13 protein-coding genes are annotated in these 13,315 nt (G+C 69.4%); 4 read left to right on the top strand and 9 right to left on the bottom strand.

Going from position 1 to position 13,315, the window contains the following annotated elements; all coding sequences use genetic code 11:
- Positions 1–46 precede the first annotated feature (46 nt).
- Positions 47–385, bottom strand: a complete 339-nt coding sequence (locus ACWDGI_RS23760) for a metal-sensitive transcriptional regulator (RefSeq protein WP_351747096.1) — start codon at positions 383–385, stop codon at positions 47–49.
- A 197-nt stretch (positions 386–582) separates the two neighbouring features.
- On the opposite strand from ACWDGI_RS23760, the gene ACWDGI_RS23755 reads away from it, so the two are divergent.
- From ACWDGI_RS23755 to ACWDGI_RS23745, 3 genes are all read left to right on the top strand, one after another.
- Positions 583–1,203 (top strand): DUF47 domain-containing protein, encoded by a 621-nt coding sequence (locus ACWDGI_RS23755; RefSeq protein WP_450762058.1) that lies wholly within the window; start codon positions 583–585, stop codon positions 1,201–1,203.
- 7 nt (positions 1,204–1,210) lie between these two features.
- The gene (locus tag ACWDGI_RS23750) at positions 1,211–2,209 is read left to right on the top strand and encodes an anion permease (RefSeq protein ID WP_450762056.1); all 999 of its coding nucleotides are present in this window, start codon (positions 1,211–1,213) and stop codon (positions 2,207–2,209) included.
- A 141-nt stretch (positions 2,210–2,350) separates the two neighbouring features.
- Positions 2,351–3,316 (top strand): hypothetical protein, encoded by a 966-nt coding sequence (locus tag ACWDGI_RS23745; protein WP_450762054.1) that lies wholly within the window; start codon positions 2,351–2,353, stop codon positions 3,314–3,316.
- A 115-nt stretch (positions 3,317–3,431) separates the two neighbouring features.
- Here the strand turns inward: ACWDGI_RS23745 and pstB are convergent, their stop codons facing one another.
- The 4 genes from pstB to pstS form a co-directional block, all read right to left on the bottom strand.
- Positions 3,432–4,208: a phosphate ABC transporter ATP-binding protein PstB gene (pstB, locus tag ACWDGI_RS23740; protein ID WP_351708834.1), complete on the bottom strand. Its 777-nt coding sequence runs from the start codon at positions 4,206–4,208 to the stop codon at positions 3,432–3,434.
- Positions 4,209–4,247: 39 nt separating this feature from the next.
- Complete coding sequence (gene pstA / locus ACWDGI_RS23735; protein ID WP_450762052.1) at positions 4,248–5,303, bottom strand: phosphate ABC transporter permease PstA; 1,056 nt, start codon at positions 5,301–5,303, stop codon at positions 4,248–4,250.
- Complete coding sequence (gene pstC / locus ACWDGI_RS23730) at positions 5,300–6,307, bottom strand: phosphate ABC transporter permease subunit PstC (protein ID WP_450762050.1); 1,008 nt, start codon at positions 6,305–6,307, stop codon at positions 5,300–5,302. The genes pstA and pstC overlap by 4 nt, the downstream gene beginning before the upstream one ends.
- A 143-nt stretch (positions 6,308–6,450) precedes the next feature.
- On the bottom strand, positions 6,451–7,581 hold the full coding sequence (gene pstS, locus ACWDGI_RS23725; RefSeq protein WP_450762048.1) for a phosphate ABC transporter substrate-binding protein PstS: 1,131 nt from the start codon (positions 7,579–7,581) through the stop codon (positions 6,451–6,453).
- Between the two features lie 364 nt (positions 7,582–7,945).
- Between pstS and ACWDGI_RS23720 the strand changes: the two genes are divergently transcribed.
- The gene (locus ACWDGI_RS23720; RefSeq protein WP_450762046.1) at positions 7,946–9,508 is read left to right on the top strand and encodes an FAD-binding oxidoreductase; all 1,563 of its coding nucleotides are present in this window, start codon (positions 7,946–7,948) and stop codon (positions 9,506–9,508) included.
- A gap of 154 nt (positions 9,509–9,662) precedes the next feature.
- Here the strand turns inward: ACWDGI_RS23720 and ACWDGI_RS23715 are convergent, their stop codons facing one another.
- From ACWDGI_RS23715 to ACWDGI_RS23700, 4 genes are all read right to left on the bottom strand, one after another.
- Positions 9,663–10,355 (bottom strand): phosphatase PAP2 family protein, encoded by a 693-nt coding sequence (locus ACWDGI_RS23715; RefSeq protein WP_450762044.1) that lies wholly within the window; start codon positions 10,353–10,355, stop codon positions 9,663–9,665.
- 193 nt (positions 10,356–10,548) lie between these two features.
- On the bottom strand, positions 10,549–11,568 hold the full coding sequence (locus ACWDGI_RS23710) for a C40 family peptidase (protein ID WP_450762042.1): 1,020 nt from the start codon (positions 11,566–11,568) through the stop codon (positions 10,549–10,551).
- A gap of 73 nt (positions 11,569–11,641) precedes the next feature.
- Complete coding sequence (locus tag ACWDGI_RS23705) at positions 11,642–12,412, bottom strand: trypsin-like serine peptidase (protein WP_450762040.1); 771 nt, start codon at positions 12,410–12,412, stop codon at positions 11,642–11,644.
- A 130-nt stretch (positions 12,413–12,542) separates the two neighbouring features.
- On the bottom strand, positions 12,543–13,304 hold the full coding sequence (locus ACWDGI_RS23700) for an SDR family oxidoreductase (RefSeq protein ID WP_450762038.1): 762 nt from the start codon (positions 13,302–13,304) through the stop codon (positions 12,543–12,545).
- Between the last annotated feature and the right edge of the window lie 11 nt (positions 13,305–13,315).

The following is a 13,315-nucleotide window of genomic DNA, read 5'->3' as shown; positions in this document are numbered from 1 at the left end:
GCAGGTCAGGTCCGCGGTTCAGGCCCGCGGGTTCGATTCCGCCGGTTCAGGTCCGCAGCAGCCGGGCGATGGCCTGGGTGGCCTCTTCCACCTTCGCGTCGATCTCCGCACCGCCCTTGACCGCAGCGTCGGCGACGCAGTGCCGCAGGTGTTCCTCGAGCAGTTGCAGGGCGAACGACTGCAGGGCCTTGGTGGAGGCGGAGACCTGGGTGAGTATGTCGATGCAGTAGGTGTCCTCGTCGACCATGCGCTGCAGGCCACGGATCTGGCCCTCGATCCGGCGCAGCCGTTTGAGGTGTTCGTCCTTCTGCTTGTGGTAGCCGTGCGTGGTCGCCGGAGCCCCGTTGCCGGAGGGCTTGGTGGCGCCGGCCTCGGTGGTCGTCATCGCGTCCTCCGCATTGCCGATACATATACCCCTGGTGGGTATATGGTAACGAACTTTGCTGGGTATAGGGCCCTCGGGACGCCCCCGTACTGATCACCTTGCCCGATGGGCGACACTGGAGGACGGCCCATTAGCCGTGGCCGGATGATGCGCCTAGCATCAGCCTGACCGAAACCCATGCATACCGAGGACCCCAAGTGCGCTTTCGTCTGACCCCCAGGGAGACGAGCTTCTACGACATGTTCGCCGCGTCCGCGGACAACATCGTCACGGGCTCGAAACTCCTGATGGAACTGCTCGGGGCGGACGCGTCTGCCCGGGCCGAGATCGCGGAGCGTATGCGGGCAGCGGAACACGCGGGTGACGACGCCACGCACGCGATCTTCCACCAGCTGAACTCCTCGTTCATCACGCCCTTCGACCGCGAGGACATCTACAACCTCGCGTCCTCCCTCGACGACATCATGGACTTCATGGAGGAAGCCGTCGACCTGGTCGTCCTCTACAACGTCGAGGAGTTGCCGAAGGGCGTCGAGCAGCAGATCGAGGTGCTGGCGCGGGCCGCCGACCTGACCGCCGAGGCGATGCCCAACCTGCGCACGATGGAGAACCTCACCGAGTACTGGATCGAGGTCAACCGTCTGGAGAACCAGGCCGACCAGATCCACCGCAAGCTTCTCGCCCACCTCTTCAACGGCAAGTACGACGCGATCGAGGTGCTGAAGCTCAAGCAGATCGTGGACGTCCTGGAAGAGGCCGCGGACGCGTTCGAGCACGTGGCGAACACGGTGGAGACCATCGCCGTCAAGGAGTCCTGAGGCGTCGATGGACACCTTCGCGCTCGTCGTGACCATCCTGGTCGCGCTCTTCTTCACGTACACGAACGGCTTCCACGACTCGGCGAACGCGATCGCGACGTCCGTGTCGACACGTGCGCTCACCCCGCGGGCGGCTCTCGCCATGGCCGCGGTCATGAACATGGCCGGTGCGTTCTTCGGCACCGGGGTCGCCAAGACCGTCAGCGAGGGCCTGATCGAGACGCCCGAGGGCTCGAGGGGCATGGGCATCCTCTTCGCCGCGCTGGTCGGCGCGATCGTCTGGAACCTCGTCACCTGGTACTTCGGTCTGCCCTCGTCCTCCTCCCATGCCCTGTTCGGCGGTCTGGTGGGCGCCGCCCTGGCGGGCGGCACGGAGGTCCTCTGGAACGGTGTCGTCGACAAGGTCATCATCCCGATGTTCCTGTCGCCGGTCGTCGGCCTGGTCCTCGGCTACCTGGTCATGACGGCCATCATGTGGCTCTTCCGCCGCGCCAACCCGCACAAGGCCAAGCGCGGCTTCCGTATCGCCCAGACCGTCTCCGCGGCCGGCATGGCCCTCGGCCACGGTCTCCAGGACGCCCAGAAGACGATGGGCGTCGTCGTCATGGCACTGGTGATTTCCGGCCACGAGACGTACGGCGACGCGATTCCGGTCTGGGTCAAGATCGCCTGTGCCGTGATGCTCTCCCTCGGCACCTACGCGGGCGGCTGGCGCATCATGCGCACGCTGGGCCGCAAGATCATCGAGCTGGACCCCCCGCAGGGCTTCGCGGCCGAGGCGACGGGGGCCTCGATCATGTTCACCACGGCGTACCTCTTCAAGGCTCCGGTCTCCACGACCCACGTCATCACCTCGGCCATCATGGGCGTCGGCGCGACGAAGCGCGTGAACGCGGTCCGCTGGGGCGTGGCCAAGAACATCGTCCTCGGCTGGTTCATCACGATGCCGGCGGCGGCCCTGGTGGCAGCCGCGACGTTCGGCCTCGTGGACCTGGTATTCCTGTAACGGCAGCGGCCGCCGCCCCCGCCTGCACCCCATCCTCGTCCTTCGGTGTGATCATGCCGACGGGACGCCGTACGCCCTGTGCGGCTCCGCGACGGGACCGGTGAGGCTTCGGTGGGTCTGAGGGCAGGAACGATTCATGTCATGGCCGGCAACGGCCTCGGGGACTTCGTGGCCGCGGCGATGGCCCGGCGGCCGAACGCGGCGGAGCGGGTCTCCACCGTCGTGCTCGTCGGCGACGAGGGCCGGGCCGTGCGCGAGCCGGCCGGCGGCACGGAGGGTTTCGTACGGGAGGCGGCCGGCGGCACGGAGGGTTTCGTACGGGAGGCGGCCGGCGGCACGGAAGGTGTCGTACGCCTCACCCCCGCTCTGCTCGGCGCGCTCCCGCAGGACCTGGACTGGGTCCGGGCGGCCTACGCGGCGCCCGTCGAGCTGGTGCTGGTGGATCACGAGCTGCCGACCACGGCCGTCCTCGACGTGCTGGCCGCGCTGCGGCGGGAGCTCGGCGACCCGGTCGTCGAGGTGGTGTCCGTCGGCGGACCGTTCCGGTGTTCCTGCGGGTCGGGGGTGCGGTTGCCGCCGCCCGGCCCCGCCGGGGACGCCGTACAGGCGCTGCTCGCGCCGCTGCGGCACTTCACCGTCTGTCTGGTGGGATCCGGCTCGGCCGACGACTACTGGGCGTTCGTGTCCGCGCTGACCTCGGCCGAGGGGACGAAGGTCGGCGAGGACGTGGCCCGGGAGTTCGCCACGACTGTCGTGCACGACTGCTCGGACACCCTGGCGCTGGTCTGCGCCGGGGCGCTGGGCTTCGAGGGGGACGTGGCGACCTTCCCCGACGGGGAGATCACCCGGGTGGACCGGAGCACGGCCTCGGTGGTCCGGTTCGCCGCCGCGGACGAGCCCCTCGCCCTGGTGGCGCACGACTGCGCCGGCCGGCCGGCGCCCGGTCGGCCGTCCCCGGGCGGCCACGGTGGCCGGCCGGACGCGGTGACCTGGCGGCGGCTGGCGCGGACCATGGGACTGACCGGACCCCAGGTGGTCCAACAGGCTGTGGACAAGCTGCGGGAGTCGGGAGCGGAACCGGTCGCCTTCCCCGTCCACAGGGTGTGAACACCGAGCCGCCGCCCCCCAACGCAGACGGGCCCGCCCCCGGGAGCCAGGGGCGGGCCCTCTTGCATCCTCGCGGTGGCACCGCCATGCAGCACCGCGAGGGGTCGGATCCGGCCTAGCCGAAGCGGCCGGAGATGTAGTCCTCGGTCGCCTGGACCGACGGGTTGGAGAAGATGCGCTCCGTGTCGTCGATCTCGATCAGCCGGCCGGGCTGGCCGACGGCGGCGAGGTTGAAGAAGGCGGTGCGGTCGGAGACACGCGCGGCCTGCTGCATGTTGTGCGTCACGATGACGATCGTGAAGCGCTCCTTGAGCTCACCGATCAGGTCCTCGATGGCGAGGGTGGAGATCGGGTCGAGGGCGGAGCAGGGCTCGTCCATGAGCAGCACCTTCGGCTCGACCGCGATCGCGCGGGCGATGCACAGACGCTGCTGCTGACCGCCGGAGAGGCCGGAGCCCGGCTTGTTCAGGCGGTCCTTGACCTCGTTCCAGAGGTTGGCGCCCTTGAGCGACTTCTCGACGATGTCGTTGAGCTGGCTCTTCTTGTAGTTGCCGTTCAGCTTCAGACCCGCGGCCACGTTGTCGAAGATCGACATGGTGGGGAAGGGGTTCGGACGCTGGAACACCATGCCGATCTCACGGCGCACCGACACGGGGTCGATACCGGCGCCGTAGAGGTTCTCGTCGTCGAGGAGGACCTTGCCCTCGACGCGGCCGCCGGGGGTGACCTCGTGCATGCGGTTGAGCGTGCGCAGGAACGTCGACTTGCCGCAGCCGGAGGGGCCGATGAACGCCGTGACGGTGCGCGGCTCGATGTTCATCGAGATGTCTTCGATGGCCTTGTGGGAGCCGTAGTAGGCGGTGAGCCCGCTTACGTCGATTCGCTTGGACATTACTTCTTCACTTCCAGGGAGTCGGTCGCTGTAGGCCGGTCAGCGACCGGTCTTCGGGGCCTTCCAGCGGGCGATGCCGCGGGCCACCAGGTTCAGGATCATCACAAAGGCGATCAGCGTGAGCGACGCCGCCCAGGCACGGTCGTACGCGGCGTTGGCACCCGCGCTGTTCGCGTACTGCTGGTAGATGAACAGCGGCAGCGACGACTGCGCACCCTCGAAGGGGTTGTTGTTGATGAACGGGTTACCGAACACCAGCAGCAGCACCGGGGCGGTCTCACCCGCGATACGGGCGATGGCCAGCATGACACCGGTGGTGATACCGCCGATGGAGGTCGGCAGGACCACCTTCAGGATCGTGCGCCACTTCGGCACGCCCAGGGCCAGCGAGGCCTCGCGCAGCTCGTTGGGGACGAGCTTGAGCATCTCCTCGGTGGAGCGGACCACGACCGGCATCATCAGGATGGCCAGGGCGAGCGATCCGGCGAAACCGAAGGGCTGCATGTCGAAGATCAGCATGAGGCTGAGGATGAACAGACCCGCGACGATCGACGGGATACCCGTCATCACGTCCACGAAGAAGGTGACCGCCTTGGCGAGCCGGCCACGGCCGTACTCGACGAGGTAGACCGCGGTGAGGATGCCGATCGGGGCACCGATCACGGTGGCGAGACCGACCTGCTCCAGGGAGCCGATGATCGCGGCGTAGGCGCCGCCGCCGGCCTCGGAGTCGGCGACCACACCCATGGAGTGGCTGAGGAAGTAGGGGTCCAGGACCTTGACACCGCGCGAGATGGTCACCCAGATCAGGGAGACCAGCGGGATGACGGCGATGATGAAGGCGACCCAGACCAGCGAGGTCGCGATCCGGTCCTTCGCCTGGCGGCGGCCCTCGACCCGGGCGGCGATGCCGTAGGTGCCGAAGACGTAGAGGAGGGCGGCGATCAGGCCCCACTGGATCTTGCTGTCCAGGCCGCCGACGAGGCCGATGACCACGCCGAGGACGATGGACCCGCCGATGATGGCGTAGGGCGACCACTTGGGGAGGGTGGCGCCTTGCAGGGTGCTGGGGCGCTTGACTGCTGCGGTGCTCATGCGTTGGCCCCCGAGTACTCCGCGCGGCGCTGGATGATGATGCGGGCCGCGCCGTTGACCAGCAGGGTGATGACGAACAGGACCAGACCGGACGCGATCAGCGCGTCACGGCCGTCCGCGGTCGCCTCGCTGAACTTGCTGGCGATGTTCTGGGCGAAGGTGCCGCCGCCCGGGTTGAGCAGGCTGGCGTGGATGTCGAAGTCCGGGGAGAGCACGGTGGCCACGGCCATCGTCTCGCCGAGCGCACGGCCGAGGCCGAGCATCGAGGCGGAGATCACGCCGGAGCGGCCGAAGGGCAGCACCGACATGCGGATGACCTCCCAGCGCGTGGCGCCGAGAGCGAGTGCCGCTTCCTCGTGCATCTGCGGGACCTGGCGGAAGACCTCGCGGCTCACGTTGGTGATGATCGGCAGGATCATGATCGCGAGCAGGACGCCGACGGTCAGCATCGAGCGGGGGGCTCCGCCGTCCCAGGAGAAGATCCCGGTCCAGCCGAAGTACTTGTCGAGCCAGCCGAACAGGCCGGTCATGTGCGGTACCAGGACCAGCGCGCCCCACAGGCCGTACACGATGGACGGCACCGCGGCGAGCAGGTCGATCACGTAGCCGATGGTGCCGCCGAGCCTGCGCGGCGAGTAGTGCGTGATGAACAGCGCGATCGCGACGGCGACCGGGACGGCGATGGCCATGGCGATGATCGAGGAGACGACCGTGCCGAAGGCCAGGACCGCGATGCCGAAGGTCGGCGGGAGGATGTTGGTGTTCCACTCGAAAGTGGTGAGGAAGTTGCCGTGGTCGCGGTTGATCGCGAGGGCGGCACGGTAGGTGAGGAAGACCGCGATCGCGGCCATGATCACCAGCAGCAGGATGCCGGATCCGCGGGAGAGACCGAGGAAGACCCGGTCACCCGCCCGGGTGGCACCGCGGGCGTTGCGCTTCTGCTCGGCCGTGCCGGGCCGTGGGGTGGGGGGAGATGCGTCTGTTGTCTGCGTAGATATGTCCATCGGGTTCTCCGGTCTGCGGAGCCGTCCTGAGGGGCGGCTCGGAGGAGCCGCACGCCCCGGCTTGTGGGCGTACGGCTCCGGGCGGCGGTGCACCGGACGGTGCGGCCGGGCTCCTCACGGAACTCGGCCGCACTCGCGGATCTTTAGCTCAGGCCCTCGATGGTGGTGCGGACCTTGGCGATGATGTCGTCGGGGACGGGGGCGTAGTCGATCGTGGAGAGGACCTTCTGGCCGTCCTCGGAGGCGATGTAGCGCAGGAACGCCTTGGTCGCCGGGAGGGTGTCGGCCTTGTTGCCCTTGTCGCAGACGATCTCGTACGTGACCAGGGTCATCGGGTACGCACCCTCGGCCTTGGTCTTGTAGTCCAGCTGCAGCGCCAGGTCCTTGCCGGTGCCGACGACCTTGGCGGCCGCGATGTCGGCGGTGGCGGACTCGGTGGACGGGGCGACCGGCTTGCTGGCACCCGTGTCGATCGAGACGGCCTTGACGCCGTCCGAGACGTAGGACAGCTCGAAGTAGCCGATGGCGCCGGAGGTCTGCTTGACCTGCTGCGCGACACCCGCGGACTGCGGAGCGGACTGGCCGCCCTTGGCCTGCCAGGCCTTACCGCCCGAGTACTTCCAGTTGGACGGGGTGGCGGCGATCAGGTACTTGGTGAAGTTGTCCGTCGTGCCCGACTCGTCCGAGCGGTGGAACGCCTGGATCTTGAGGTCGGGGAGCTTCGCGCCGGGGTTCAGCTTCTTGATCGCGGCGTCGTTCCACTTGGTGATCTTGCTGTCGAAGATCTTCGCGATCGTCGGCGCGTCCAGGACCAGGTTGTCGACACCCGGGACGTTGTAGCCGAGGGCGATCGGGCCGCCGACCATCGGGAGGTCGATGCCCTGGCCGCCGGAGCAGACCTTCTTGGAGGCGGTGACCTCTTCCGGCTTCAGCGCGGAGTCGGAACCGGCGAAGGCGACCTGGCCCTGCGTGAAGGCGGTCACACCGGCGCCGGAGCCGGAGCCCTTGTAGTTGATCTGCACACCGCAGGCCTGGGAGAAGGCCTTCACCCAGGCGTCGATCGCGTTCTTCTGCGCGGAGGAGCCGTCGGCGAGCAGCTGGCCCTTGGCGTCGTCGCACTTGATGGAGCTGGCGTTCGCGGAGGCCGAGGAGGTGCTCGAACCGCTGCCGCCACCGTTGTCGTCCGAGCCGCACGCCGTCAGGGCCAGGGCGCCGGAGACAGCGACAGCACCGAGAGACAGGGCGCGCAGCCGGTTCTTGCGCTGAAGCTTCACTTTCGGGGGTTCCTTCCAGAGGCGCCACCTTCGGCGGCGTGCGAAGTAGTCGTGATGGGTGAGGGCCTCCTGACTGGTCATTTAGGACCGCTCACCGCATCGGGTAGGGCCGAAATTAGGCAGAACAGGTGAAGCCGCCGATGGCCATAGGTAAACGGAGGGTGAACCCCTGCCGTCGACCCGGTTAGGTCACGGAACGCTCACGGTGAGGGCACGCCACGGTTCCGACGGCCGGGTTACGCGAACATTTATTCGCCGTTCGCCATCACAGCCGTTACGACGTCACAGCGTTCGTTACACCGCACGGGAACCTCTGTGCGACGGACGCCGTCTCGTCCCACGAAAGCCGACGAAAGGCACGGGCATGGAACGGCGTACCTTCATATCGGGCGGGGCGGCCGCCCTCGCGGCGACCGCACTGACGGGGTGCAGCTCCGGCGGCGCCACCACATCCCACACGACCGGCACGCCACTCGCGTCCACATCCTCTCGTACGGCGCTGAAGACCACCAGCGCAGCGGCCGCGGCCAACTGGACCGCCCTGGCCCACGCCCTGGACGGCACCCTGGTCCGCCCCGGCGACGCGAGCTGGACGACGGCACACCAGCTCTACAACACCCGCTTCGACGGACTGAAGCCGTCCGCGGTGGCCTACGTGGCCCACGCGGACGACATCCGCACCACGCTGTCGTACGCCCAGGCCCACGGGCTGAAGGTCTCCATCCGCAACGGCGGCCACTCCTACGCGGGCTACTCCTCGGGCGACGGCCGCCTGATCCTCGACGTCTCCAAGCTCAACCGGATCCGGGTCAGCGGCGGCACGGCGGTCGTCGGCGCCGGCTCCAAGCTGATCGACGTCTACCGCGGCCTCGCGGCCAAGGGCGTGACCATCCCGGCGGGCTCCTGCCCCACCGTCGGCGTCTCCGGCCTGGTCCTCGGCGGCGGCCACGGGGTCGCGTCCCGCGCGTACGGCCTGACCTGCGACAGTCTCACCCAGGCGACGCTGATCACGGCGGACGGCACACAGGTGGTCGCCAACGCGAGCACCAACAAGGACCTCTTCTGGGCACTGCGCGGGGCCGGCAACGGCAACTTCGGCGTCGTGACCGAGCTGCAGTTCAGGACCCACCCCACCCCGCAGGCCGTGACGGCGTACCTGACCTGGCCCTGGTCTAAGGCGGCGCAGGTCCTCAAGGCCTGGCAGGAGTGGGGCCCCTCCCAGCCGGACGAGATCTGGTCCTCCCTGCACCTGGAGAACGCGGGCAGCGGCCCGCGGGTCTCCGTGGCCTGCTTCTCGATGGGCACCTACGGCGAACTCCAGAACGCGGTGGACGCGCTCGCCCACAAGGCCGGCGCCAACGCCTCCTCCGTCTCGCTGCGCCGCCACGGCTACGAGGAGGCGATGGAGAGCTACGCCGGCTGCTCCTCCTTCGCCACCGAGCCCCAGTGCCACCTGCCCGGGTCCACGCCGGGCCGCTCCACGGCGGGCAGGCTGGGCCGGGAGACCTACGCGGCCCGCTCCGACTTCTTCGACCGCTCGCTCTCGGCGGCCGGCATCCAGACGGCCCTGCGGCAGATCGGCGCGGTGCGCGGCGGCGCCGGGAGCATCGCCTTCACGGCGCTCGGCGGCGCGGTGAACCGGGTCTCTCCGACGGCGACGGCGTTCGTGCACCGGCGGTCGCGGATGCTGGCGCAGTACATAGTGTCGTGGGGGGCGGGGGCCTCCGGCGGTTCGGGCCAGACGTGGCTGAACGGGGCGCACACGGCGATGAAGCCGTACGCCTCCGGCGCGGCCTACCAGAACTACACGGACCCGACGCTGGCCGACTGGAAGAAGGCGTACTACGGCGACGCCGTGACGAAGCTGGGCAAGGTGAAGAAGCAGTACGACCCGAATCGGTTCTTCTCTTCTCCGCAGGGGTTGTAGGGAGTCGTTTCCGTCCGCGGGTGCGCGGGGGCTGATCGCGCAGTTCCCCGCGCCCCTGAAGGGCCGCTCAGCTGCGGGCAATCGTGCCGCAGGGCAGGGCGGCACGGGTGGGCGCGGCGGCACCCTGCCGGCGCCGGTGAGCGAAACCCCCCGGCTACGCCGCCAGGTCCCGTTCCTCAGGGTCCATCGGCGTACGGGCTCCCGGCACCAACCCCACCGTCACCGACCGCCCCCGCACGATCCACCCCGCCCTCGGCGACCCCTCCACGGCCTTCATCACCGGCGTCAGCACAGCCGTGGCCAGCGGGGACAGCAGGAGCACGACCGCGGTGCCGAGGGCGAACCCCCCGACCACGTCCGTCGGGTAGTGCACCCCCATGTACACCCGGCAGAACCCCTCGACCAGCGCCAGCCCTATCCCCGCCAGCCCGAACCGGCGGTTCGCGATGAACAGCCCGACGCCCAGGGCCATGGTGATCGTCGCGTGGTCGCTCACGAACGAGTAGTCGGTCTTGCCGGAGACCAGGACGTCGAGCCCCTGGTGGGTGAGGAACGGCCGGGGCCGCTCGACGAACCCGCGGATGGGGACGTTCACGAGGACGGCGATGGCGGCGGCGAGCGGCGTCCACACCAGCGCGGCCATGGTGGACGCGGTGTCCGCGTCGCCCCGGCGCCGCACGGACCACCAGCACCACACCACCAGCAGCACCATCGCGACCAGCAGCCCGTACTCCCCGACGAACTCCATGGCCCGGTCGAACCAGTGCGGTGCGTCCTTGGCCAGGCCGTTGATGTCGTAGAGCAGGTCGACGTCGGGGTTGGATCCGGATTCGGCGAGTACAGCCATCGTGCCTGCGGCCCCTTCGTCGTCGTCCCGGACGCACCTCGTGTGCGTCGCTCGCTGCCACCCCCGTGGTCGGCTACGTCAACAGGAACGCACGGTCCCCATCACTACGTTCCAGGTTCCACCGAATGATCACGCAGACGTTATCGAAGAGAGACACAAAGCCCCAGCTCAGGGGGTGGGTTATACGCTCCGTTCACACCGTGGTGGGCAGCGCTTTCGCGCCATCCTCGGTGACCCGGGTGGCCCCGAAGTAGTCGGCGCTGTCGATGGGGTCGAACCGGATGACCGCCCCGGTGTACGGCGCGTCGATCATGTACCCGCCGCCGACGTAGATCCCCACGTGGTGGATGGCGCGGGAGTTGGAGAGGTCGGTGGAGAAGAAGACCAGGTCCCCCGGGAGCAGTTCCTTGCGCGAGGGGTGCGGACCGGCGTTGTACTGATCGTTGGCGACGCGTGGCAGCGTGATCCCCACCCGCGCGTACGCCGCCTTGGTCAGCCCCGAGCAGTCGAACCGGCCACCGTCCTGAGCTGTGCCGTTGCCGCCCCAGAGGTACGGGGTGCCGAGCTTGTTCTGGGCGTACTCGATGGCGCCGGCGGCCTGCCTGGTCGGGGAGAGCCGGCTGACGGGCGCGGCGAAGCTGTCCTCGAGGGTGGTGATCGTCTTGACGTAGTTCTGGGTCTCCTTGTACGGCGGCACACCCTTGTACTGGATGACCGCGTACGCCCCCGCGTTGTAGGCGGCGAGCATGTTCTCGGAGATGTTGCCGGGGACGTCCTTGACGTACGAGGCGAGCTGGCAGTCGTAGGAGGCGGCCGACGGAATCGCGTCATTCGGGTCCCAGACGTCGCGGTCCCCGTCGCCGTCGCCGTCGATGCCGTGGGTGGCCCAGGTCCCCGGGATGAACTGAGCTATCCCCTGCGCGGCCGCCGCGCTCTGCGCCTTCGGGTTGAACCCGCTCTCCTGGTAGAGCTGCGCGGCGAGCAGGGCGGGATTGATCGCGGAGCACAGGTTGCCCCACTTCTGCACGAGCGTGGAGTAGGCGGCCGGTACGGCTCCCTTGGCCAGTGCCTTGCCGGCACCGCCGGCGCCGCCCAGCAGGTTCCCGGCGACGACGTACACCCCGACGACGAGCAGCATGACGAAGCTCAGCCCGACGCCGACCGCCGCGCCACCGATCACCCATACTTTCCGCACGCCCCAACCCTCCCCCATGTCAGGGCTGTTCAACGCCATTTCGGCGGAGAGTGGCGCTATTTCACAGCAGGACGGCGCACATGACGCCGTCTCAGCCGGCCACGGCGTCCTTGTACAGCTCGCCGGCCTCGCTCCCGAGCACGACACTGTAGGACGTGTCGGGGGTCGAACCGCCCTGCTCGTGGCCGCCCAGTACCCCGACCACCTCGTGGTCCCCGTTCACCCAGGGGCTCCCGCTGGTACCCCCGGTGAACTCGGGACAGTCGAACCGCTGCTGGGTGGCGCTGTGGGCGACGGGCTTGTTGGTGCAACTGACGGGCACCTCACGGGAGTCGGGATACCCGGTGACGGTCACGGCGGTGGCCCCGGTGGCCATGCCGCTGACGAACCGATTGGCCCCGGTCACCTCCTCGACCCTCTTACCATCCCGTTCGGCCACGACGGCGAAGGCCACGTCGCTGTCCTCGTCCTGCCCCTTCGCCCACCCGTCGGGCAGGTACCGCTTCCCCACCTTCCACACCCCGTACGGCGCCTGGCCGTCCCGGTAGCCCGGCACGAAGACGAGCCCGGTGGTGTCGTCGCCGTCGACGCAGTGCGCGGCGCTGACGATCAGGTCCCGCTGCGGGCTGTGCACGACGGAGGCGGTGCAGAAGTGGTTGCCGGCCAGACTCCCGGCCTTGTCGGCGCCGAACAGGGCCCCGACCCGCGCGCTCTCCGCGGTCGGCCCGACCACCGCGGTGACCCCGAACGGCCCGGGCCCGTCGTCGGCGGCCGCCACGGAGGCCGAGGTGGCGGCGAGCACGACCGCCGCGCCGAGCGCGACACGGCGCGATACGGAAGAGATGCGTGAGGTGCGCTTCATCAGCCCCCACTGTGTCCCACAAAGGTGAGAAACGGTTCCCCACTTGACTGAGATTTCTCTGTGAACCGGGCCGGCCACAGGTCAACGGCGCTCGGCGCACGCCCGTACGGGATGCGGCCGGCGCCCGCCCTCAGAACGTCGTGGTCATCCCGCCGTCGACCGCGATCGTCTGGCCCGTGATGAAGGACGCCGCGTCGCTCGCCAGGAAGACGACGATGCCGGCGATCTCGGCGGGGCGGCCCCAGCGGCCCAGCGCCGTGCGCGTGCGCAGCCACCGCGCCCACTCCGGGTCCTCCGCCAGGTCGGCGTTGACGTCCGTCGCGAAGGTGCCCGGTGCCACCGAGTTCACCGTCGTGCCGCTGGGGCCGAGGTCGGCCGCCAGCGCCCGGGTCAGACCGTCCAGGCCCGCCTTCGCCGTGGCGTAGGCGACGTCCCCGGTGCGCCCCAGCTGGCCGACGACCGAGGAGACGTTGATGATCCGGCCCGGGACGTCCCGCGCGGCCAGCCCCCGGGCCACCGTCTGGCTCAGCGCGTACGCCGAGGTCAGGTGGACGTCGAGAAGCGCGGACAGCTCGTCGGGGGTCATCTCGTGGACTCCGCGCCGGTCGCGGTGGCCCACGTTGTTGACCAGGATGTCGATCGCGCCGAGGGCGGTCACCGTCTCCTCGGCGGCCTCCCGGTCGGTGACGTCGAACACCGCGCCCACCGCGTCGAGACCGTCGTCGCGGAGCCGCCCGGCCACCGCCTCCAGCGTCGCCGGGTCACGCCCGTTGAGGATCACCCGCGCGCCGGCGCCCGCCAGTCCCCGGGCCATCTCCAGGCCCAGTCCGCGCGCGGAGCCGGTCACCAGGGCCGTACGCCCGTCGAGCGCGAAGTCCACGCCACCGCTCATCCGGCCGCCTC

The sequence above is a fragment of the Streptomyces sp. NPDC001220 genome (assembly GCF_053597895.1).
The sequence above is the reverse complement of the archived record's forward strand: the minus strand, read 5'-3'. Positions and strand labels throughout refer to the sequence as shown.

Coding starts and splice junctions, on each gene's coding strand:
- pstA (WP_450762052.1), bottom strand. CDS start 5,303: ATGAGCACCGCAGCAGTCAAGCGCCCCAGCACCCTGCAAGGCGCCACC.
- ACWDGI_RS23700 (WP_450762038.1), bottom strand. CDS start 13,304: ATGAGCGGTGGCGTGGACTTCGCGCTCGACGGGCGTACGGCCCTGGTG.
- pstC (WP_450762050.1), bottom strand. CDS start 6,307: ATGGACATATCTACGCAGACAACAGACGCATCTCCCCCCACCCCACGG.
- ACWDGI_RS23750 (WP_450762056.1), top strand. CDS start 1,211: ATGGACACCTTCGCGCTCGTCGTGACCATCCTGGTCGCGCTCTTCTTC.
- ACWDGI_RS23720 (WP_450762046.1), top strand. CDS start 7,946: ATGGAACGGCGTACCTTCATATCGGGCGGGGCGGCCGCCCTCGCGGCG.
- pstB (WP_351708834.1), bottom strand. CDS start 4,208: ATGTCCAAGCGAATCGACGTAAGCGGGCTCACCGCCTACTACGGCTCC.
- ACWDGI_RS23705 (WP_450762040.1), bottom strand. CDS start 12,412: ATGAAGCGCACCTCACGCATCTCTTCCGTATCGCGCCGTGTCGCGCTC.
- ACWDGI_RS23745 (WP_450762054.1), top strand. CDS start 2,351: ATGGCCGGCAACGGCCTCGGGGACTTCGTGGCCGCGGCGATGGCCCGG.
- ACWDGI_RS23760 (WP_351747096.1), bottom strand. CDS start 385: ATGACGACCACCGAGGCCGGCGCCACCAAGCCCTCCGGCAACGGGGCT.
- ACWDGI_RS23715 (WP_450762044.1), bottom strand. CDS start 10,355: ATGGCTGTACTCGCCGAATCCGGATCCAACCCCGACGTCGACCTGCTC.
- ACWDGI_RS23710 (WP_450762042.1), bottom strand. CDS start 11,568: ATGGGGGAGGGTTGGGGCGTGCGGAAAGTATGGGTGATCGGTGGCGCG.